We start from the raw sequence: 22,154 nt of genomic DNA, 5'->3' as shown, positions 1-22,154 counted from the left end.
TCACGCCGGCCGCGCCGCGCGTTCGGCACGGGGATAGCGCAGGGCCATGGTGATGCCCCGCGACAGGTTCAGCGCCATCAGCGCCGCCCACAGCCGGTGGTTTCCCCAGACCGGCGGCAGGATCAGGACGGCGGACAGAAAGACCAGCGTGGACCAGATCATCGCCATCCTCATGTCGCGGGTCAGCGTCGCGCCGATGAAGATGCCGTCCAGCATCCAGGCCGCGACGCCGATCAGCGGCGCCAGCCCCACCCATCCCAGATAGGCCCTGGCCTCGGCCCTGACCTCGGCCGAGGTCGTCAGCAGGTCGATGACCACCCCGCCGCCAAGCCAGAAGGCCAGGCCCAGGATCATCGCCCCGCCGATGCCCCAGGCGGATGTCAGGCGGGACGCGCGGCGCACCTGGTCGGGCCTGCGCGCGCCGACGGCCTGCCCGACCAGGCTTTCGGCGGCGAAGGCAAAGCCGTCCAGGGCATAGGCGGTGATCGACAGGAACTGCAGCAGCACCTGATTTGCCGCCAGCGTCACGTCCCCCTGCCCCGCGCCCATAAAGACGAAGCCGGCAAAGCTGGCCTGCAGCAGGACCGAGCGGATCATGATGTCGGTGTTGACCCGCGCCAGACGCACCAGCCTGTCGCGCGCGAACAGCCCCGCGGCGCCCAGGCCCTGCGCCACCGCCCGCCGGGCCATCCACAGCCCGACCAGCAGCCCGCCGTATTCGGCCAGCAGCGTGGCCCAGGCGACCCCCGGCACGCCCAGGTCCAGGGGCAGCAAGAACCACACCGACAGGACGGCGTTCAGCCCGTTCTGCAGCAGTTGCAGGACCAGCACCGACCTGGCCCGCTCGACCGCGATCAGCCAGCCGGTGATCGCGTAAAGGGCGATGGTGGCCGGCGCGCCCCAGATGCGGATGCCCAGATAGGTGCGCGCCAGATCCTCGACCGTGGCCGATGTGGGGGCGATGCGGAAGGCCGCGGCGAAGACCGGCATCTGCAGCAGGATGAAGGCCAGCCCCGCGGCCCCCGCGATCATCAGCCCGCGCAGCAGATGGGCACCGGTCTCGGCGGTATCGCCCGCCCCGTGGCTTTGCGCCACCAGACCCGAAGTGCCCATGCGCAGGAACCCGAAGATCCAGTAGATCGAGGTCAGGATCACCGCGCCGATGGCGACGGCCCCGATGGGCTCGGGCCGGCCAAGCTGGCCTATCACGCCCGTATCCACCAGTCCCAGCAGCGGCACGGTCGCGTTCGACAGCACGATCGGCAGGGCAATCGCCAGCACCCGCCGATGGGTCAACGGCCGGGGCTGGAGGGGGCCATCCTCAGGCCACGGGCATCAGGAAATGCCCGGTCGCCTGGGCCAGAAGCCGGGCGCGGTTGTCCTGCCAGGCCTCGACCTGGACGCTGGCATAGCGCCGCCCCGACCGCACCACCTTGGCCCGGGCATAGGCGTCGCGCGGCAGCCCGCTGCGCAGATAATCCACGGTGAAGTCGATGGTCTTGGGCAGGCGCGGCGGACTGCCCGAGGCGGCGGCGTCCGGGACGATCCGGCCGGATTCCAGATCCTCCCACATGGCGGCCCAGGCCAGTTCGATGATCGCCGTGGTCTCCAGGAAGGCCGCCGTCACGCCGCCGTGGATCGCGGGCAGAATCGGATTGCCGATCAGCTTCTCGTCATAGGGCAGGATCGCGGTCAGCTCGTCCCCCCGGCGGTCGAAGCGGATGCCCATCCAGGCCAGATAGGGCACGCCCGACACCAGGGCCGACAGCGCCGAATCGCGGCGGTTCTTGATCTGGACCAGCGGTTCGCGACGATCGACCACGGCGCTCACCGTTCCACCGTGAAGGCGCCGGTGGCGGCGGCGACGGGGTCGCCCGCGTCCTCGTCCAGGGCCACGGCGCGCACGAAGGCCACGGTCCGGGTCATGTGATAGCAGTCCGCCCTGGCCGTGATCCGGTGTCCCTTGCTGGCCGACCGCATGTAGTCGATGCGCAGGTCGATCGTCGCCGTCGAAGCCGGCCCCGAGGGATGGCACATCACGGCCGCCCCGCAGCAGGTGTCCATCAGCGCCGAGACCACGCCGCCATGCACCACGCCGCTGCGGGGATCGCCCACCAGATGTTCCGCCCAGGGCATGCTGATCGTGGCCGTCCCCTCGCCCAGCGCGTCCACGCGCATCCCCAGGGCGCGGGCATGGGGGATCGACTCGATGAACTGCTGGGCGATCCGGGTCATGTCGGTCTGGGTCATCTGGGATTCCTGTTCGCCCTGTTCCTGCCGCGGGCAGGCTATCCGCGACCGGCAGGCCCACTCAACCCCCTCCGGTGCATGGCCCCGCCCTTGCGCACCCCCCTCCCTTGCACAGGGACGCGCCAAGGGGCTAGCCTTGCGCCCGGATCATGACGGAGGAGCCCATGCCCGACGAGCAGACGGTCAGCTTCAAGGAAATGTGCGCGCTCTTCGACGTCACGCCCCGGACGCTGCGCTACTATGAATACATCGAGCTTCTGGATCCCCGCAAGGAAGGCCGGTCGCGCTTCTACGGCCCGCGCGAGATCGCGCGCATGACGCTGATCCGGCGCGGCCGGCGCTTCGGCTTCTCGCTCGAGGAGATCCGCCAGTGGCTGCTGATCTACGAACAGAAGGGATCGCGCGAACAGTACCAGGTCTGGCTGGACCTGGCCGATCGTCAGCTGAAGGTCCTGGACGGCCAGATCGCCGACCTGCAGGCCGCGCGCGCCGACCTCGAGGCGCTGCGCAAGACGGTGGCGCAGGAACTGAGCGACATGGGTTGACCCTGCGTCATCTTGACCCTTGACTTCACCCGTGACGCGGCGTCCTGCTTACGTTCGCGTCAACTTGCCCCTATATCACGGTCAAGGACGGCAGACGGTGAATGAGGAGGAACCGCGATCCATGTCCGACGAGCTGATGACGATTCGCCAGATGTGCGACGCCTTCGGCGTGACCCCCCGCACGCTGCGCTTCTACGAGGCGCGCGAGCTGATCTTTCCGGAACGTCGCGGGCAGCATCGCCTGTATGACCGGCGGGACAGGGCACGCCTGACGCTGATCCTGCGCGGCAAGCGGTTCGGCTTCAGCCTCGAGGAGATCCGCCAGCTTCTGGAACTCTACGAGCCGGGCGGGGGAAACAGGGCGCAGATCGCCGCGACCATCGCGGTCGCGCGGCAGCGCCTTGACGACATGGAGCGCCAGCATGCCGAACTGAACGAGGCGATCGCCGATCTCAGGAAGCAGCTTTCCGATGCAGAGGCCCGTCTGTCCGCCGCGTCCCCAGACACGACCACAGGGTAATGCCATGACGATCTATCTTCCACCTGTCCGCGACATGCAGTTCGCGCTGCACGACGTGCTGAAGCTGTCACGATCCGGCCTGCCCGGCCACGAGGATCTGGATCCCGATTTCACCGAGGCGATCCTGGAGGCGGCGGGCCGGCTGGCGGCCGAGGTCCTGGCCCCGCTGAACGCGGTGGGCGACAAGCAGGGCTGCCGGCTGGAAAACGGGGTGGTCCGCACCCCGGACGGCTTCGACAGGGCCTTCCAAGCCGTCAAGGAGGGCGGCTGGACCGCGCTCGACTGCGACCCGGAATACGGCGGGCAGGGGATGCCCTACGTGCTGGGCGTGGCCACGGGCGAGATGTTCGTGTCGGCCAACATGGCCTTCAACATGTATCAGGGCCTGACCCACGGCGCCTATTCCGCAATCCATGCCCACGGCACGGACGAGCAGAAGCAGACCTACCTGCCCCGGATGGTCAGCTGCGACTGGACCGGCACCATGAACCTGACCGAACCGCATTGCGGCACCGATCTGGGCCTGCTGCGCACCCGGGCCGAACCCCAGGACGACGGCAGCTATCTGATCACCGGGCAGAAGATCTTCATCTCGGCCGGCGACCACGATCTGGCGGAGAACGTCATCCACCTGGTGCTGGCCAAGGCGCCGGGCGGCGGCGAGGGGACCAAGGGCATCAGCCTGTTCATCGTCCCGAAGTTCCTGGTGAACCCGGACGGCTCGCTGGGCGAACGCAACAAGGTCAGCGTTGGCGCCCTTGAAGAAAAGATGGGGATTCACGGCAACGCGACCTGCGTGATGAACCATGACGGCGCGCGGGGCTGGCTGCTGGGCGACCTGCACAAGGGCATGAGGGCCATGTTCACGATGATGAACGAAGCCCGCCTGGGGGTCGGCCTGCAGGGCTATGCCTGCGCGGTGCCCGCCTACCAGAACGCCGTTGCCTACGCCAAGGACCGCCTTCAGGGCCGGGCCGTGACCGGAGCCGCCAATCCCGCCGGGCCGGCCGACCCGCTGATCGTGCATCCCGACATCCGCCGCAGCCTGATGGACCAGAAGTCCTTCCTGGAAGGCGCCCGGATGCTGGTCCTTTGGGGCGCCCACCTGATCGACCGCGGCCATTCCGGCGATGCGGCAGCCGAGGGCCTGGTGTCGCTGATGACGCCGGTCATCAAGGGGTTCCTGACCGACAAGGGCTTCGAAACCGCCGTCCTGGCCCAGCAGGTCTATGGCGGCCACGGCTATATCGAGGAATGGGGCATGTCGCAGTTCGTCCGCGACGCCCGGATCACCATGATCTACGAAGGCGCCAACGGTGTCCAGGCGCTTGACCTGGTGGGCCGCAAGCTGGCCCAGGACGGGGGCCGGCACGTGATGGCCTTCTTCGACATGGTCAAGGCCTTCTGCAACAACCACGCCGAGGGGCCGGTCGCCGCGGATTTCGTGGCGCCCCTGAAGGCCGCATCCAAGGATCTGCAGGCCGCCGCCATGTTCTTCATGGAGCGCGGGATGAAGAACCCCAACGACGCGCTGTCGGGCAGCTACGACTTCATGCACCTGTTCGGACATGTCGCGCTGGGCTTCATGTGGGCGCAGATGGCTGTCGCCGCGCAGGACGCGCTTGCGGCCGGCCGAGGTGACGCCGCGTTCCTGAAGACCAAGCTGGCGACGGGGCGCTACTATATGAAGCGGCAACTGCCGATGACGGCCACCCATCTGGCGCGCATCCAGTCAGGCGCCGCGCCGGTGATGGAACTGGAGGCGGAGGCATTCTGAACCGTCGCCCTTGGCGGAGGGTCCTGATGGGTATTTGTGCAAAGAAGAAGCACAGGCGGGTGCGCCCCGGCCCCTCCGGCCTTCCGGCAGGTACGGCATGTCTCGGCCAGGAACCGGGGCGGCTTCTCCTTTGGCGGTCATCGGCTCCCCAGCCTGTACCGCATCGACAGGACTGACAGCGAAACCTTGAGAAAGGGTTAATCAAGCCCCTTCTTCTTTGTCGAAATACCCCGCGGGGGTCCGGGGGCGCGAAGCCCCCGGCGGTGGAGGAACAGCATGACTGCACAACTCTGGTGCTTCGGCGAATCCGGCAATGCCTACAAGGCGGCGCTGACTCTCGAACTGACGGGCCACGACTGGACGCCCGTCTATGTCGATTTCTTCAACGGCGAGACGCGCAGCCCGGCGTTCCGTGCCATCAACCCGATGGGCGAGGTTCCGGTCTTCCGCGAGGGCGACCTGACCCTGACGCAATCCGCCGTCATCCAGCTTCACATCGCCGAGCGCAGCGGCAGGTTCCTGGGGGCTGACCGGAACGAGACGCTGCGCTGGCTGATGTTCGACAACCACCGGCTCTCGGGGCAGGCGGGTCCGGCGCGCTTCCTGCTGAACTTCCTTCCCCCGGACCGGCGTCCCGCGGGCGCTGCGGACTATCTGATGGGGCGGCTGAAGGCCAGCTACCGGGTGCTGGACGATCACCTGTCGGGCCGCGACTGGGTCGCCCATACCGGCCCCACTATCGCCGACTTCGCCTGCTGCGGCTACCTGTTCTACCCCGAACCCTTCGGCTTCGACCGCAGGGACTGGCCCAATATCGACCGCTGGCTGGACGCCATCAGCGCCCTGCCCGGCTGGAAACACCCCTATGACCTGATGCCCGGCAACCCCTCGGACCGGGCGCCCAAGGAGGACGCATGACCGACGCATTCATCTATGACGCCGCCCGCACCCCGCGCGGCAAGGGCCGTTCCGACGGCAGCCTGCACGAAGTCACCACGCTGGCGCTGTCGGCCCGGCTGCTGAACGCCGTCAAGGACCGCAACAACCTGGAAGGCAACGCGGTCGAGGACGTGATCTGGGGCAACGTCACCCAGGTCAAGGAACAGGGGGGATGTCTGGCGCGATCCGCCGTTCTGGCCTCGGATCTCGACGAGCGCATCCCGGGCCTGTCGATCAACCGCTTCTGCGCAAGCGGCATGGAGGCCGTGAACCTGGCCGCAAACCAGGTCAAGGCAGGGGCCGGCAACGGCTATATCGCCGGCGGGGTCGAGATGATGAGCCGCGTGCCCATGGGCAGCGACGGGGCGGCGATTGCGGTCGATCCCACCCTGGCGATGAAAAGCTATTTCGTTCCGCAGGGCATCAGCGCCGACATCATCGCCACCGAATACGGCTTCACCCGCGAGGAGGCCGACAGGCTGGCCGTCGAAAGCCAGGCCCGCGCCGCCCGCGCCTGGCAGGAAGGCCGCTTCGACCGCTCGATCGTGCCGGTAAGGGACCAGAATGGGCTGACCATCCTGGACCGCGACGAATACATGCGCCCCGGCACGACGATGGAGGATCTGGCCAAGCTGAAACCCGCCTTCAAGGACATGGGCGAGGTGATGCCCGGCTTCGACAAGGTCGCGATGCTGAAATACCCGCATCTGGACCGCATCGACCACATCCACCACGCCGGCAACAGCAGCGGCATCGTGGACGGGGCGGCCGCCGTGCTGATCGGCAACGAGGAGTTCGGCCGCGCCCACGGCCTGCGGCCCCGTGCCCGGATCCGCGCCACCGCCAAGATCGGCACCGATCCCACGATCATGCTGACCGGCCCGGTCCCCGTGACCGAGAAGATCCTGACCGAAAGCGGCATCTCGATCAACGACATCGACCTGTTCGAGGTCAACGAGGCCTTCGCCGCCGTGGTGCTGCGCTTCATGCAGGCCTTCCAGGTCGATCCCGGCAAGGTCAACGTCAACGGCGGCGCGATGGCGCTGGGCCATCCGCTGGGCGCGACCGGCGCCATCATCATCGGCACCCTGCTGGACGAACTGGAACGGCAGGACAAGACCCTGGGCCTTGCCACGCTGTGCATCGCCTCGGGGATGGGCGCCGCCACCATCATCGAACGCGTCTGAGGGAGGCTGCGGACATGACCGATTTCACCATGAAGAAGGACGCCGACGGCGTCGCGATCATCACCTGGGACGTTCCCGGCAAGTCGATGAACGTGCTGTCGATGGACGGCGCCTCGGAACTGAACGCGCTGATCGACGAGGCCCTGGCGGACGAGGCCGTGAAGGGCATCGTCATCACCAGCGGCAAGAAGGATTTCGCCGCGGGGATGGATCTGAACGTCATCGCCGCCATGAAGCAGGGCGGCCCGCAGCAGGTCTTCGACGGGATCATGTCGCTGCACCACGTCCTGCGCAAGATCGAGCGCGCGGGCATGGACCCCAAGACCCTGAAGGGCGGCAAGCCCATCGCGGCCGCCCTGCCGGGCACCGCGCTTGGCATCGGCCTTGAACTGCCGCTGGCGACGCATCGCATCTTTGCAGCCGACAACCCGAAGGCCAAGATCGGCCTGCCCGAGATCATGGTCGGCATCTTCCCCGGCGGCGGCGGCACCATCCGCCTGTCGCGCAAGCTGGGGGCCATGGCCGCCGCGCCATATCTTCTGGAAGGCAAGCTGTCGGATCCGAAGAAGGCCAAGGCCGCGGGCCTCATCGACGAGGTGGTGGCCGATCCCGTCGCTGCCGCCCGCGACTGGGTGCTGAACGCCAAGGACGCCGACCTGGTCAAGCCATGGGACCAGAAGGGCTACAAGATGCCCGGGGGCGAGCCTTATCACCCGGCGGGATTCATGACCTTCGTGGGTGCATCCGCCATGGTGAACGGCAGGACGATGGGTGTCTATCCCGCCGCCAAGGCGCTGCTCTCGGCCGTCTATGAAGGCGCGCAGGTGCCCTTCGACACGGCGCTGAAGATCGAGGCGCGGTGGTTCACCCACGTGCTGATGAACCCCTCCAGTACGGCGATGATCCGCAGCCTGTTCATCAACAAGGAAGCCCTCGAGAAAGGTGCGAACCGCCCCGAGGCGCCGGACCAGTCGGTGAAGAAGGTCGGCATCCTGGGCGCCGGGATGATGGGCGCGGGCATCGCCTATGTCAGCGCCATGGCTGGCATCCAGGTGGTGCTGATCGACGCCGGACAAGAGGCTGCCGAACGCGGCAAGGCCTATTCGGAAGGCCTTCTGGACAAGGCCATCAGCCGCAAGAAATCGACCGAGGAGAAGAAGGCCGAGGTTCTGGCCCGCATCAAGGCCACCACCGACTACGCCGCGCTTGAGGACTGCGACCTGATCGTGGAGGCGGTGTTCGAGGATCCCTCGGTCAAGGCCGAGGTCACGAAGAAGGCCGAGGCCGCGATCCCGCAGGACGCGATCTTCGCCACCAACACCTCGACCCTGCCGATCACCGATCTGGCGCGCGCCAGCGCCCGGCCGGACCAGTTCATCGGCATCCACTTCTTCAGCCCGGTGGACAAGATGATGCTGGTCGAGATCATCAAGGGCCGGCAGACGGGACCGCGCGCAGTGGCCAAGGCGCTGGATTTCGTGCGCCAGATCCGCAAGACGCCGATCGTCGTCAACGACGCGCGCTTCTTCTATGCCAACCGCTGCATCATCCCCTACATCAACGAAGGCATCCGCATGGTGGCCGAGGGGGTGAACCCCGTGCTGGTGGAAAACGCCGCCAAGATGATGGGGATGCCGCTGGGGCCGCTGCAACTGGTCGATGAGACCTCGATCGACCTGGGCGTGAAGATCGCCAAGGCCACGCGCGCGGCGATGGGCGATGCCTACCCCGACGGCGCGGTGGACGAGGTGCTGTTCTGGATGGCCGACCAGGGCCGCATGGGACGCAAGTCCAAGGCGGGCTTCTATGCCTATGACCAGGACGGCAAGCGGCAGGGCCTGTGGGAAGGGCTGGCCGCGCGCTATCCGCAGTCGGACGACCAGCCGGATCTGACCACGGTGCAGCACCGCCTGATGTTCGTGCAGGCGCTGGAAGCCGTGCGTGCCTTCCAGGATGGCGTGCTGGAGGACATCCGCGAAGGCGACGTGGGTGCGATCCTGGGCTGGGGCTTCGCGCCCTGGACGGGCGGGCCGTTTTCCTGGCTGGACATGCTGGGGGCCGCGCGCGCCGTCCAGATCTGCGACAGGCTGTCGGCCCAGCACGGCGACCGCTTCGCCGCGCCGGACCTGCTGCGCGACATGGCCGGCAGCGGCCAGACCTTCTATGACCGCTATGGCAGCGGCAAGAAGGCTGCCTGAGGCAAACGGGCCTTGCCCCGGGCCAAGGGCCGGGGCAAGGCCATTCCGACGGCGGGGTTGACAGCGCAGCGGCCGGGGGCCGTTCCCTGCCTGCGATGAAGCCTACAGCGCCATGTCGTCGCGGTGGACCAGGGCGGCGCGGGCCGTATAGCCCAGGATCGCCTCGATCCGGTCGGACCGGTGGCCGGCGATGCGCCGCGCCTCGTCGGCGGTATAGCGGGTCAGGCCCGTCGCCAGCGTCTCGCCCGAGGGGCCGGTGATGGCCACCGGGTCGCCCCGGCCGAAGTCGCCCACCACGGTGCGGACCCCCGCGGGCAGAAGCGACTTGCCCCGGCCCAGCGCCAAGGCCGCGCCTTCGTCCACCACAAGCGCGCCCTTGGGCTTCATCGCCGCGATCCAGCGCTTGCGGGCAAGCTGCGGATCGCTTTCGGGCAGGAACCAGCTGCAGCGCGCGCCGTTCGCCACCGCGGACAGGGGGCGCAGCACCGACCCTTCGGCGATCGCCATGGCGCAGCCCCCGGCGATGGCCGTGCGCGCGGCCATCAGCTTGGTCTTCATCCCGCCCTTGGAGAGACCCGAAACGGCATCGCCGCCCATGGCCTCGATCTCGGGGGTCAGATGGTCGATCACCGGCAGGTGCCGCGCCGTCGGGTCGGTCTTGGGGTTCGCCGTATAAAGCCCGTCCACGTCCGACAGCAGCAGCAACTGGTCCGCCCCGCAGGTCACGGCGATCTGCGCGGCCAGCCGGTCGTTGTCGCCAAAGCGGATCTCGTCGGTGGCCACGGTGTCGTTCTCGTTGACGATGGGCACCACGCCCAGACCCAGCAGCGTCTGCATGGTCGCCCGGCTGTTCAGGTATCGCCTGCGGTCGGCGCTGTCCTCCAGCGTCAGAAGCACCTGCGCGGTGGTCACGCCGTGGGGGGCAAGCGCCTCCTCATAGGCCCGCGCCAGCCGGATCTGGCCCACGGCGGCGGCGGCCTGGGCGCGTTCCAGGGGCAGGGCCCCCGCTTCCAGCCCCAGCACCCGCCGGCCCAGCGCGATGGACCCCGACGACACCAGCACCACGTCGCAGCCGCGCCCGCGCCAGAGGGCCACGTCGTCGCACAGCGCCCGCAGCCAGTCGCCCCGCAGGCCCCGGTCGTCCACCAGCAGCGCCGAGCCGACCTTCACGACCAGCCGCCGGGCATTTGCCAGCGCAGGGCCTAGGGCTGCCATGGCGCCTCGGGTTCGGCCCTGGCCTTGCGGCGAGTCGGCTCGATCAGGGACCACAGCGCACGCAGGACCTCGGTCACGCCCAGCTTGGCGACGCCGGACATCAGCAGGACGGGGCCGCCGATCTCGGCTTCCAGTTCGGCCTGGCGTCGGGCAGCGGTTTCGTCGTCCAGGGCGTCGATCTTGTTCAGCGCCGTGACCCGGGGCTTGTCCATCAGGACCGGGGAATAGGCCTCAAGCTCGGTCAGGATGGTGCGGGCGTCGGCCGCCACGTCCGCCGAGGTGCCGTCCACCAGATGCAGCAGCACATTGCTGCGTTCGACATGGCCCAGGAACTGGTCGCCCAGGCCCCTGCCCTCGCTGGCGCCCTCGATCAGGCCGGGGATGTCGGCCATGACGAATTCGTGGCCGTCGATGCCGACCACGCCCAGGTTCGGGTGCAGCGTGGTGAAGGGATAGTCCGCGATCTTGGGCCGGGCGTTCGACACCGCAGCCAGGAAGGTGGACTTGCCCGCGTTGGGCAGCCCCACCAGGCCCGCATCCGCGATCAGCTTCAGCCGCAGCCAGATCGTGCGTTCCACCCCCGGCTGCCCCGGATTGGCGTTGCGTGGGCTGCGGTTGGTCGAGGTCTTGAAGTGCAGGTTCCCCCAGCCGCCGTTGCCGCCCCGCGCCAGCAGCACCCGCTGTCCGGGTTCGGTCAGGTCGGCGATCACGGTCTCCTCGTCCTCCTCGAGGATCTCGGTCCCAACGGGCACCCGCAAGGTGATGTCCTCGCCCGATTTTCCGGTCATCTGGCTGCCCATGCCGTGCTGGCCGGACTTCGCGAAGAAATGCTGCTGATAGCGGAAGTCGATCAGGGTGTTCAGCCCTTCCACCGCCTCGGCCCAGACATCGCCGCCCTTGCCGCCGTCGCCGCCGTCGGGGCCGCCGAATTCGATGAACTTCTCGCGCCGGAAGGACACGCTGCCCGCGCCGCCGCCGCCCGAGCGGATATAGACTTTGGCGAGGTCGAGGAATTTCATGGCGCGGGCTCCTGGTTCAGGGGAATGCGATACGCCCTTGGTTTCGGTCGTGCAAGGGCGCGGTCTGGCAATGCGCCGGCCCCGCCCTATGTAAGAAACGAAGGAGAGCCGCCATGATCCACTTCGACAACAGCTATGCCCGGATGCCGGAAGGCTTCTTTGCCCGCGTCACCCCCACGCCGGTCGCCGAACCCCGCCTGCTGGCGCTGAACGAGGGGCTGGCGCGCAGGCTGGGCCTGGATCCGGCCTGGCTGTCAGGCCCCGAAGGCGTGGCCATGCTGGCCGGCAACGCCGTCCCCCAGGGCGCCGAGCCGATCGCCCAGGCCTATGCCGGGCACCAGTTCGGCGGCTTCGTCCCGCAACTGGGCGACGGCCGCGCCGTCCTGCTGGGCGAGGTGGTGGCCCCCGACGGCGCGCGCTTCGACATCCAGTTGAAGGGCAGCGGGCCCACCCCCTTTCGCGCCGCGGGGACGGACGGGCCTGGATGGGGCCGGTGCTGCGCGAATACGTCGTCAGCGAGTTCATGCACGCGATGGGCGTGCCCACCACCCGCGCCCTCGCGGCGGTGGCCACCGGCGAGACGGTGTGGCGCGAAACCGCCCTGCCCGGGGCGGTGCTGACGCGCGTCGCCTCCAGCCATATCCGCGTCGGCACGTTCGAATATTTCGCGGTGCGCGGACAGCAGGACGCCCTGGCCGCGCTGACGGATCACGTCATCGCCCGCCATTACCCGACCGCCAGCGGCCCGCTGTCGCTGCTGGATCACGTGGTGGCGCGGCAGGCGGAAACCATCGCGCAGTGGATGGCGCTTGGCTTCATCCACGGCGTGATGAACACCGACAACATGTCGGTGTCGGGCGAGACCATCGACTATGGCCCCTGCGCCTTCATGGATGCATACCATCCCGACACGGTGTTTTCGTCCATCGACCGCGGCGGGCGCTATGCTTGGGCGCAGCAGCCGCAGATCGCGGTCTGGAACCTTGCGCAACTGGCGACCTGCCTTGTTCCCCTGATGGGCGAACGCGAGGCCGCGATCGAGGCCGCGACCCGGTCCGTCCATTCCTTCGCGCCGCTTTACCAAGCCGCCTGGCGGCGCCGCTTCGGCGAGAAGCTGGGCCTGACCGAGGGCGCGCACGCCCAGCCCCTGGCGGAACGCCTGCTGACCCTGATGGCCCAGCAGCGGGCGGACTTCACCCGCGTCTTCGCGGGCCTTGCCGACGGCACCGCCCGGGACGAGTTCCTGGACCGCGAGGCCTTCGACGCCTGGCACGCGGACTGGCAGGCCCGCAACCCGGATCCCGACCTGATGCGCCACGCCAACCCGCTGCGCATCCCGCGCAACCACCGGGTCGAGGAAGCCATCGCCTCGGCCGTGGCGGGCGACATGGCGCCGTTCGAGACGCTGTTCCAGGCCGCGACCCACCCGCGCGAGGCGCGGCCGGAATGGGCCGGGCTGGCGACGGCGCCGCGCCAGGACCAGATCGTGCAGCAGACCTTCTGCGGCACCTGATCCGGCACCGGCAGCGGCGCAAGCCCCTTGCGGCCCAAGGGCGCTTGGCTATCCTGCGCCACAAATCCAAGGACCCCACATCGTTGCTGAGACTGGCAAGTTATAATCTCCACAAGTGCCGGGGCCTGACCGGCCCCCACGCGCCGGAACGCAATCTTGCCGTCATCGCCGCCCTGCAGCCCGACATCATCGCCCTGCAAGAGGTCGACTTCCGCCTGGGCGCCCGCCCCGAGGCCCTGCCCCGCAGCCTCATCGAGAAGACCACCGGGCTGGTGCCCGCGAACATGACCACCACGGGGGAACATTCGCTGGGCTGGCACGGGCAGACGATCCTGATGCGTCCCGAACTGGCCGCGCAGGCGGTGCTGCGCCGCCTGCCCCTGCCGGGGATCGAGCCGCGCGGCGCGGTGGTGCTGCGCCTGCCGCGGCTGACGGTGATCGGCGTGCATCTGGGGCTGGCGCGGTCCTCGCGCCGGGCGCAGCTGGCGCGGCTGACGGCGCAGGCGGCGCGGATCGCGGACGACAACATCGTGCTGATGGGCGACTTCAACGAATGGCACGACAGCCGCGGCCTGGAATCGCTGGCGGGCTTCCGGGTCATCGCGCCGGGGCCGTCCTATCCGGCGCCGCTGCCGCAGTTCCGCCTGGACCGCATCGCCATGTCCCAGCACCTGACGCTGCTGCGCTGCGGGGTCTTCACCGGTGCCCCGGCGCGCGACGCCTCGGACCACCTGCCCATCTGGGCCGAGATCGAGCAGCCGTGAAATTGCCGCTTTCGGCCTGACACCGCGGCGGCTATGAAGGCGCCGACACAGGCAACGGAGAGGCCCCATGACCGCCATCATCGACATCTTCGCCCGAGAGATCCTGGACAGCCGCGGCAACCCGACCGTCGAGGTCGACGTGACGCTGGAGGACGGCACCCTGGGCCGGGCGGCGGTGCCCTCGGGCGCATCCACCGGCGCGCACGAGGCGGTCGAAAAGCGCGACGGCGACAAGGCGCGCTACATGGGCAAGGGCGTGCTGGAGGCCGTGGCCGCCGTGAACGGCGAGATCGCCGAGAACCTGGTGGGCGAGGACGCGACCGAACAGCGCGCCTTGGACGCGATGATGTGCGACCTGGACGGCACCCCCAACAAGGGCCGGCTGGGCGCCAACGCCATTCTGGGCGTCAGCCTCGCGGTGGCCAAGGCCGCGGCGGATGCCACCAACCAGCCGCTGTATCGCTATGTGGGGGGGACGGCGGCGCGGATCCTGCCGGTGCCGATGATGAACATCATCAACGGCGGCGAACACGCCGACAACCCCATCGACATCCAGGAATTCATGATCATGCCGGTCAGCGCGGAAAACATCCGCGAGGCCGTCCGCATGGGGTCCGAGGTGTTCCACACGCTGAAGAAGGAACTGTCGGCGGCGGGCTTGGCGACCGGCGTGGGCGACGAGGGCGGCTTCGCCCCGAACCTCTCCAGCACGCGCGACGCCCTGGACTTCATCCTGCGCGCGATCGAGAAGGCCGGCTACAAGCCCGGCGACGACATCATGCTGGCCCTGGACTGCGCCTCGACCGAATACTATCGCGACGGCCGCTACGAGATGAAGGGCGAGGGCAAATCGCTGACCTTGGCCGAGAACGTGGACTATCTGGCCGCGCTGTGCGGCGCCTATCCGATCCTGTCGATCGAGGACGGCTGCGCCGAGGACGACTGGGAGGGCTGGAAACTGCTGACCGACCGCCTGGGCGGCAAGGTCCAGCTGGTGGGCGACGACCTGTTCGTGACCAACCCGGCGCGGCTTGCCGAAGGCATCGCCAAGGGCTGCGGCAATTCGCTGCTGGTCAAGGTCAACCAGATCGGCACCCTGTCCGAAACCCTGGACGCGGTGCGCATGGCCGATCGCGCCGGCTACACCTCGGTCATGTCCCACCGGTCCGGCGAAACCGAGGACGCCACCATCGCCGACCTGGCGGTGGCCACCAATTGCGGCCAGATCAAGACCGGCAGCCTTGCCCGGTCGGACCGGCTGGCCAAATACAACCAGCTGATCCGCATCGAGGAGATGCTGGGCGCCACCGCCGAATACGCGGGCCGGTCCATCCTGCGCTGAACCCGCGATCCCGAAGGCGAAGCGCCGCCCCGCGACAGCGCGGGCGGCGCTCTTTTTGCGCGGCGGGGCCGCTGACGACTCGACAGACGGCGGACAAGCACTAAACTGCACCTCATTCGGGCCGGGAACCCGTGGGAGGCCATCCCGATGCCCTGTTTGGAGGAGAGTTCATGAAAGATTCCAAGACGCTGCACCGCAGGTCGTTCCTGACGACGGCTTCGGTCGGCGGCGTTGCCGCCGCCGCCAGCGCCACCCTGGCAGCCCCCGCCATCGCCCAGGAGGCGCCGACCATCAACTGGCGCGTGGCGTCGTCCTTCCCGAAATCGCTGGACACCATCTATGGCGGCGGGGAAGAAGTCGCGAACCGCCTGCGGGAAGCCACCGAAGGCAAGTTCAACCTGCAGGTCTTCGCCGCAGGCGAGATCGTCCCGGGTCTTGACGCCATCAACGCGGCGGGTGACGGCACCGTGGAATGCGCCCATTCTGTGGGCTACTACAACTGGGGCAAGGATCCGGCCTTTGCCTGCGGCGCCGACCTGCCCTTCACCTTCAGCGCGCGGGCGAAGTCTGCGTACAACTACCACGGCGGCGGCATCGACCAGTACAACCAGTTCCTCGACACCGTCGGGCTCGTGGCCTTCCCAAGCGGGAACACCGGCGTGCAGATGGGCGGCTGGTACCGCAAGGAGGTCAACACGCTGGCCGACATGCAGGGCCTCAAGATGCGCATTTCCGGCCTTGCCGGGCGCGTGGTGGAGAAGCTGGGCGTGGTGCCGCAGCAGATCGCCGGCGGCGACATCTACCCCTCGCTGGAAAGGGGCACCATCGACGCCGCCGAATGGGTCGGCCCCTTCGACGACAGCAAGCTGGGCTTCCAGAAGGTCGCGCCCTACTACTATTATCCGGGCTTCTGGGAAGGCGGTCCGACCGTCAGCCTCTTCATCAACAAGGCCAAATACGACGAGCTGCCGGAACACTACAAGTCGCTGCTGCGGACCTGCTGCCAGGCGGCGGACCAGAACATGCTGGCCAAGTATGACTATCGCAACCCGACGGCGCTGAAGGAACTGGCGGCCTCGGGGGCACAGCTGCGGTCCTTCAGCGAAGAGATCATGAACGCGGCCTTCGCCGCCGCCAACGAGGTCTACGCCGAGATTTCCGCCCAGAACGAGCACTTCAAGCGGCAGTACGAAGCGCAGCTGCAGTTCCGCGACGACTGGTACCTGTACAACCAGACCGCGGAATACACCTTCGATACCTTCATGATGATCCAGCAGCGCAACGGCAAGCTGGCCCCCCAGCAGGGCTGATCGGCTTCCCGATGGAAAAACCGCCGCAGGTCGATCCTGCGGCGGTTTTTTCATGCCCGGATGCCGGCGGTGGGGCTGGATGACAACGGCCGGATGACAAGGGCCGGGATGAACCCGGCCCCAGGATGCGTCAGTTGCCGCCGCCCAGTCCCGGCGGCGGCCCGCCCAGGCCCAGCCCGCCGCCCGAGGACGGCGCGGGTTGCTGCGGCTGGGCCGGGGCGGCCTCTCCGGCGGGCGCCGCCGGTGCCGGTGCCGCAGGCGCGCCCAGACCTGCAGGGGGCGCCCCAAGACCCGGCGGCGTCCCGCCCAGGCCGCCGCCCGAAGGCGCAGGGGCCGCGGGGGCGGCGCCGTCGGCAGGGGCCGGCTGGCCGAAGGGGCCCCCCAGGCCGCCGAGCGAGCCGAACCCGCCGCCGCTGCCCATGCCGCCGGCCGGGATCTCCAGCCGGACATCGGACGTGTCGATCGCCGGGCCGCGATAGTGCATGACCATGCCCGGAAAGGCGATGACGATGGCGATCATGACCAGCTGGATGCAGACGAACGGCACGGCGCCCCAGTAGATCTGGCCGGTCCTGACCGGGGCCGTCCGCTGCTTGGTCACCTTGTCGATGTATTCCGCCTTCGGCGCCACCGATCGCAGGTAGAACAGCGCAAAGCCGAAGGGCGGATGCATGAAGGCGGTCTGCATGTTCACGCCCAGGATCACCCCGAACCAGATCAGGTCGATGCCCAAAGCCTCGGCCGCGGGGGCCAGCAGCGGCACGATGATGAAGGCCAGTTCGAAGAAGTCCAGGAAGAAGGCCAGGAAGAACACCAGGATCGACACCACGATCAGGAAGCCGTACTGGCCCCCCGGCAGCGAGGTCAGCAGGTGTTCGACCCACAGATGCCCGTTTACGCCGTAGAAGGTCAGCGAAAACACCCGGGCGCCGATCAGGATGAACATGACGAAGGCCGACAGCCGCGTGGTGGCGTAAAGCGCCTGGCGGATCACGTCCATCGACAGCCGCCGCTTGATGCCGGCCATGGCCAGGGCGCCGACCGCGCCCATCGCGCCGCCCTCGGTGGGCGTGGCGATGCCCAGGAAGATCGTGCCCAGCACCAGGAAGATCAGCGCCAGCGGCGGGATCAGCACGATGACGACCTGCTGGGCCAGCCGGGACATCATGTTGATGCCCGTGGCCTTGTCCAGCAGCGCCACCACATAGATCACCGCGACGGCGATCACGATGCCCCAGATCGGCGCATCGGTCGCGTGTTCGGGGCCCAGCCAGCGGGTCGTCAGCCAGAAGATCGCGCCCGCCGCAGCCAGGGCGACGATCAGCGACATGACGCCCGAGCCAAGGGTCCGCGCCTCTTTCGGAAGGGCCGGCAGATACTGCGGCCGGATGATCGACACCAAGAAGATGTAGGACATGTAGATGCCGGTCAGCACCAGGCCCGGGATCAGCGCGCCCTTGTACATGTCGCCCACCGACCGGCCCAGCTGGTCCGCCAGGACGATCAGCACCAGCGAGGGCGGGATGATCTGCGCCAGCGTCCCCGACGCCGCGATCACGCCCGAGGCCACCCGCCGGTCATAGCCGTAGCGCAGCATGATCGGCAGCGAGATCAGGCCCATCGCGATCACCGAGGCCGCGACGACGCCGGTGGTGGCGGCCAGCAGCGCGCCGACGATGATGACGGCATAGGCAAGGCCGCCGCGGATCGGGCCGAACAACTGGCCGATGGTGTCCAGCAGATCCTCGGCCATGCCGGATTTCTCCAGCACGATGCCCATGAAGGTGAAGAAGGGAATGGCCAGCAACGTCTCGTTCGCGACGACCCCCCCGAAGAAGCGGTCCGGCAGCGCCCCCAGAAGCGGCCAGCTGAGGTTGATGGACCCCCCGACAGCGGCGCCAGCTCGACGCCGATGACGAAGAACAACAGCCCGTTGGCGGCCAGGGCGAAGGCCACCGGATAGCCGACCAGCATGAAGACGATCAGCGAAAGGAACATGATCGGCGCCATGTTCTGCGCGATGAACTCCATCATTTGCGGGCGTCCTTGGGCGTCTTGTCGACCGGGATGTCGGTCAGCGGGTGGTCGGGATCGACAAAGCCCGCCTGCTTCAGCAGCTCCTCGTCCAGGTCGGGCGGCGCATGATGGCCGGACGGCGCGTTGTAATCGGGGATCAGCCCCCGCATCACCGCGATCTTCTTGACGATCTCGGACATGCCCTGCAGCAGCAGCAGCAGAAAGCCGGTGAACAGCAGCGCCTTGGCGGGCCACAGCAACAGCCCGCCCGCGTTCATCGACATCTCCTCGGTGCGGTAGGACCGGGCCAGCCAGGGCCAGGTCAGCCACAGCGTCAGCAGCACGAAGGGCATCAGGAAGAAGATGTGGCCCAGCAGCTCGATCCAGTGCTGGGTGCGGCGCGACAGGGCGCCGAACAGGATGTCGATGCGGATATGCTCGCCCTCGAGCAGGGTATAGGCCGCGGCCAGCAGGAAGGCCCCGCCGTAAAGATACCATTGCAGTTCAAGCCAGGCGTTCGACGACATGCTGAACGCCTTGCGCACCACCGCGTTGATCGCGCTGACGAAGATCGCCAGCAGGATCAGCCAGGACACGCCTCTGCCGATGACGGTGTTGACGCGGTCGATCCCGCGCGAGAGGGCCAAAAGGCCGTTCATCCAGAGTCCTCCCCCATGAATTCCAGCCTTATGGGCCGAAAGGCCGACTGTTCATTTCCGTTGCGGTATGCGCGAAGCGGCAAAACGGGTCAAGAAGTTCGGCGATCCGCGCCCTGTTGGCAGATCTTGTTCCGGCCCGGTCGCCATGTGACGCCGCGTGGCGGCCGGCGGCCGGACCCCGACCATCCCCTGCCGGAAAGGCGCCGCCGCCGGAAAAGGCCGTGCCCGGCCGGTCAGTCCCGGTTTTCCTCACGGGAATGGGACCGGGCGGGCGGGCGAAAGCGCCTTTACCCCCGGGCTCATGGGTTAATTCTGCCCCGCGCGCATCAAGAGACCATCGAACAACGCAAAGAGGAGCCGATGTCCAAGCTGTTCACCACCACCGCCCTTCTGGCCGCCCTGGCCCTGCCTGCCCAGGCCGTCCAGCCCGCCGAGGGCGAGACGCTGGCCGACAGCCAGACCTATACCTACTGGCTTCTGGACGCGATCAAGTCGCTTGACCCTGCCAAGAACACGGATGTCGAGGGTTCGGACGTGCTGCGCCAGCTGTTCGAGGGCCTGATGAACGAGGACGCGACCGGGGCGATGGTGCCGGGCGTGGCCGAAAGCCACCAGGAGAGCGAGGACGGGCTGACCCACACCTTCACGCTGCGCGAGGCCAGGTGGTCGAACGGCGATCCGGTCACGGCGCAGGACTTCGTCTATGCCTGGCAGCGCGTCGCCAACCCCGAAACCGCATCGGAATACGCCTGGTTCCTGGAATTGATGAACATCCAGAACGCGACGCAGGTGATCGCCGGCGAGATGACGCCGGACCAGCTGGGCGTGCGCGCGGTGGACGACAGGACGCTGGAGGTCAAGCTGACCACCCGCACCCCCTATTTCCTCAAGACCCTGTCCCACGCGACCACCTTCCCGGTGCCGCAGAAGGTCGTCGAACAGCACGGAGACGCCTGGACGCAGCCCGGCAACCTGGTCGGCAACGGCGCCTTCATGCTGGAAAGCCACAACCTGGGCGTGGACATCACGCTGGCGAAGAACCCCCATTACTGGGACGCCGACAACGTCGTGATGGAAACCGTCCGCGGCGTCACGGTGAACGACAACAACATCGGCCTGACCCGCTATCTTGCCGGAGAGCTTGACCGCGTGCAGATCCCTGCCGGCCAGTATCCGCGGCTGTCGCAGGAATATCCCGATCAGGCGACCTCGATCCCCTATGCCTGTTCCTACGCCTATGTCCTCAACCTGTCGGACAAGGGTCCCGAGGCGCTGAAGGATGTCCGCGTCCGCCAGGCGCTGAGCCTTGGCCTGAACCGCGACATCATCGTGGACCAGGTCCTGCAGGGCGGGCAGAAGGCGGCCTATAGCTGGACCCACTGGGCGATCGAGGGCTTCCAGGCTCCCGACGCCGCGATCGCCAAGATGACCCAGCAAGAGCGGACCGAGAAGGCCCGCGCCCTGCTGGCCGAGGCGGGCTATGGCCCCGACAACCCCCTGTCGCTGACGCTGCAGTACAACACCGACGAGAACCACAAGAAGCTGGCCATTGCCGCGCAGCAGTTCTGGAAGCCGCTGGGGGTGAACATCACGCTGAACAACGTCGAATGGAAGGTCCACACCGACCGCCTGCAGAACCAGGACTTCGACATGGCCCGCTATGCCTGGTGCGCGGACTACAACGAGGCGACGACCTTCCTCGACTGGTTCCGCACCGACGGCTACAATTCGGGCAAGTGGTCGAACGCCGAATACGACAAGCTGATGGCCGATTCCGAGATTGCCCAGGATACCGCGCCGCTCTACAAGCGGGCCGAGGAAATCCTGGCCGAGGAAGTGCCTGCGGTCTTCGTCTATCACTATGCCAAGGTCGACATGATCAATCCGGCGGTCAAGGGCATCCCGACGCAGAACGTGACGAACGCCTGGTACGCCAAGGATATGTACCGGATCGCGGAATAAGGCGCGGCCCCGATGTTCGCCTTCATCCTGCGGCGGCTGGCGGTGGCGATCCCCACCCTGCTGGTGCTGATCGTGCTGTCCTTCCTGCTGATGCATCTGGCGCCCGGCGGGCCGTTCACCCAGGAACGCGCCCTGCCGCCGCAGGTGCTGGCGAACCTCAATGCGAAATACGGGCTGGACGATCCCTTGTGGCGCCAGCTGTGGAACTATGTCTGGGGCGTCGTCGCGCATTTCGATTTCGGCCCCAGCTTCGTCTATCCCGACCGCAGCGTGAACCAGCTGATCGCCGACGGCTTCCCGGTCACGCTGACCTACGGCACGCTGGCCTTCCTGGCGGCGGTCCTGGTGGGCGTGACGCTGGGGACGCTGGCCGCAATCCGCCAGAACAGCTGGCTGGACTATCTGGCGGTCGGCGTCTCGATCGGCGCGCAGGTGCTGCCGAACTTCGTCATGGCGCCGCTGCTGGTGCTGGTCCTGACGCTGTGGCTGGGCTGGCTGCCCGGCGGCGGGTGGAGCTTTTCGGACCCGTCCTTCTGGATCATGCCGGTGATCGCGCTGTCCACCAGCTACATGGCCTCGATCGCGCGGATCACCCGGTCCTCGATGCTCGAGGTGCTGGGGTCGAACCACATCCGCACGGCACGCGCCAAGGGGCTGCCCGAACGCCGCGTGATCCTGCGCCACGCGCTGCGCCCGGCGATGCTGCCGGTCGTCAGCTATCTGGGGCCGGTCTTCGTGTCGATGATTACCGGATCGGTGGTGATCGACATCTACTTCTCGACCGGAGGCATCGGCAAGGCCTTCGTGGACAGCGCGCTGAACCGCGACTATGCGGTGATGATGGGCGTCACCATCCTGGTCGGCACGCTGACCATCCTGTTCAACCTGGTGGTCGATATCCTCTATGCCTGGATCGACCCGAAGATCCGGTACTGACG

17 protein-coding genes and 2 pseudogenes are annotated in these 22,154 nt (G+C 67.9%); 12 read left to right on the top strand and 7 right to left on the bottom strand.

The features are described 5' to 3' along the window. The 3 genes from ACZ1HC_RS11445 to ACZ1HC_RS11435 are packed head-to-tail and all read right to left on the bottom strand — an operon-like array spanning window position 1 to window position 2,250. The gene (locus ACZ1HC_RS11445) at window positions 1–1,296 is read right to left on the bottom strand and encodes an MATE family efflux transporter (protein ID WP_472700087.1); all 1,296 of its coding nucleotides are present in this window, start codon (window positions 1,294–1,296) and stop codon (window positions 1–3) included. Between the two features lie 25 nt (window positions 1,297–1,321). Further along, the gene (locus tag ACZ1HC_RS11440; RefSeq protein WP_472700830.1) at window positions 1,322–1,822 is read right to left on the bottom strand and encodes a PaaI family thioesterase; all 501 of its coding nucleotides are present in this window, start codon (window positions 1,820–1,822) and stop codon (window positions 1,322–1,324) included. A 5-nt stretch (window positions 1,823–1,827) separates the two neighbouring features. Then, window positions 1,828–2,250 (bottom strand): PaaI family thioesterase, encoded by a 423-nt coding sequence (locus ACZ1HC_RS11435; protein ID WP_472700086.1) that lies wholly within the window; start codon window positions 2,248–2,250, stop codon window positions 1,828–1,830. 164 nt (window positions 2,251–2,414) lie between these two features. Here ACZ1HC_RS11435 and ACZ1HC_RS11430 point away from each other — a divergent pair, with 164 nt between their 5' ends. The 6 genes from ACZ1HC_RS11430 to ACZ1HC_RS11405 all read left to right on the top strand — a co-directional run bounded on the left by ACZ1HC_RS11430 (window position 2,415) and on the right by ACZ1HC_RS11405 (window position 9,416). Next, complete coding sequence (locus ACZ1HC_RS11430) at window positions 2,415–2,795, top strand: MerR family transcriptional regulator (RefSeq protein ID WP_472700085.1); 381 nt, start codon at window positions 2,415–2,417, stop codon at window positions 2,793–2,795. Between the two features lie 121 nt (window positions 2,796–2,916). Beyond that, the gene (locus ACZ1HC_RS11425; RefSeq protein ID WP_472700084.1) at window positions 2,917–3,315 is read left to right on the top strand and encodes a MerR family transcriptional regulator; all 399 of its coding nucleotides are present in this window, start codon (window positions 2,917–2,919) and stop codon (window positions 3,313–3,315) included. Window positions 3,316–3,319: 4 nt separating this feature from the next. Continuing rightward, entirely contained in the window at window positions 3,320–5,092 is a 1,773-nt protein-coding gene (locus tag ACZ1HC_RS11420; protein ID WP_472700083.1) for an acyl-CoA dehydrogenase C-terminal domain-containing protein, read from the top strand. Between the two features lie 276 nt (window positions 5,093–5,368). After that, window positions 5,369–6,010, top strand: coding sequence for a glutathione S-transferase family protein (locus ACZ1HC_RS11415; protein ID WP_472700082.1), 642 nt, complete (start codon window positions 5,369–5,371; stop codon window positions 6,008–6,010). Further along, window positions 6,007–7,218, top strand: a complete 1,212-nt coding sequence (locus tag ACZ1HC_RS11410; RefSeq protein ID WP_472700081.1) for an acetyl-CoA C-acetyltransferase — start codon at window positions 6,007–6,009, stop codon at window positions 7,216–7,218. Before ACZ1HC_RS11415 ends, ACZ1HC_RS11410 begins: the two co-directional genes overlap by 4 nt. Before the next feature lie 14 nt (window positions 7,219–7,232). Continuing rightward, window positions 7,233–9,416, top strand: coding sequence for a 3-hydroxyacyl-CoA dehydrogenase NAD-binding domain-containing protein (locus ACZ1HC_RS11405; RefSeq protein ID WP_472700080.1), 2,184 nt, complete (start codon window positions 7,233–7,235; stop codon window positions 9,414–9,416). A gap of 102 nt (window positions 9,417–9,518) precedes the next feature. On the opposite strand, the gene proB is transcribed toward ACZ1HC_RS11405, so the two are convergent. Both proB and obgE read right to left on the bottom strand, forming a co-directional pair. Further along, entirely contained in the window at window positions 9,519–10,631 is a 1,113-nt protein-coding gene (gene proB / locus ACZ1HC_RS11400) for a glutamate 5-kinase (protein ID WP_472700079.1), read from the bottom strand. Further along, window positions 10,619–11,650: a GTPase ObgE gene (obgE, locus tag ACZ1HC_RS11395; RefSeq protein ID WP_472700078.1), complete on the bottom strand. Its 1,032-nt coding sequence runs from the start codon at window positions 11,648–11,650 to the stop codon at window positions 10,619–10,621. The genes proB and obgE overlap by 13 nt, the downstream gene beginning before the upstream one ends. A gap of 113 nt (window positions 11,651–11,763) precedes the next feature. On the opposite strand from obgE, the pseudogene ACZ1HC_RS11390 reads away from it, so the two are divergent. From ACZ1HC_RS11390 to ACZ1HC_RS11375, 4 genes and pseudogenes are all read left to right on the top strand, one after another. Further along, a pseudogene (locus ACZ1HC_RS11390) lies at window positions 11,764–13,163 on the top strand (protein adenylyltransferase SelO). 83 nt (window positions 13,164–13,246) lie between these two features. After that, a complete protein-coding gene (locus tag ACZ1HC_RS11385) occupies window positions 13,247–13,927 on the top strand; it encodes an endonuclease/exonuclease/phosphatase family protein (RefSeq protein ID WP_472700077.1) in 681 nt (226 codons plus the stop codon). A 67-nt stretch (window positions 13,928–13,994) separates the two neighbouring features. Then, window positions 13,995–15,269: a phosphopyruvate hydratase gene (eno, locus tag ACZ1HC_RS11380; RefSeq protein ID WP_472700076.1), complete on the top strand. Its 1,275-nt coding sequence runs from the start codon at window positions 13,995–13,997 to the stop codon at window positions 15,267–15,269. A gap of 188 nt (window positions 15,270–15,457) precedes the next feature. Continuing rightward, window positions 15,458–16,579: a TRAP transporter substrate-binding protein gene (locus ACZ1HC_RS11375; RefSeq protein WP_472700829.1), complete on the top strand. Its 1,122-nt coding sequence runs from the start codon at window positions 15,458–15,460 to the stop codon at window positions 16,577–16,579. A 130-nt stretch (window positions 16,580–16,709) separates the two neighbouring features. Here the strand turns inward: ACZ1HC_RS11375 and ACZ1HC_RS11370 are convergent. Further along, a pseudogene (locus ACZ1HC_RS11370) lies at window positions 16,710–18,613 on the bottom strand (TRAP transporter large permease). Next, the gene (locus tag ACZ1HC_RS11365) at window positions 18,610–19,254 is read right to left on the bottom strand and encodes a TRAP transporter small permease subunit (protein WP_472700075.1); all 645 of its coding nucleotides are present in this window, start codon (window positions 19,252–19,254) and stop codon (window positions 18,610–18,612) included. The pseudogene ACZ1HC_RS11370 and the gene ACZ1HC_RS11365 overlap by 4 nt, the downstream one beginning before the upstream one ends. A 360-nt stretch (window positions 19,255–19,614) precedes the next feature. Between ACZ1HC_RS11365 and ACZ1HC_RS11360 the strand changes: the two genes are divergently transcribed. Together ACZ1HC_RS11360 and oppB are read left to right on the top strand one after the other, a co-directional pair. Continuing rightward, window positions 19,615–21,216 (top strand): peptide ABC transporter substrate-binding protein, encoded by a 1,602-nt coding sequence (locus ACZ1HC_RS11360; protein WP_472700074.1) that lies wholly within the window; start codon window positions 19,615–19,617, stop codon window positions 21,214–21,216. A 12-nt stretch (window positions 21,217–21,228) separates the two neighbouring features. Continuing rightward, window positions 21,229–22,152: an oligopeptide ABC transporter permease OppB gene (gene oppB / locus ACZ1HC_RS11355; protein WP_472700073.1), complete on the top strand. Its 924-nt coding sequence runs from the start codon at window positions 21,229–21,231 to the stop codon at window positions 22,150–22,152. Window positions 22,153–22,154 lie beyond the last annotated feature (2 nt).

Source organism: Paracoccus sp. BR5-17 (assembly GCF_055693925.1).
The sequence above is the reverse complement of the archived record's forward strand: the minus strand, read 5'-3'. Positions and strand labels throughout refer to the sequence as shown.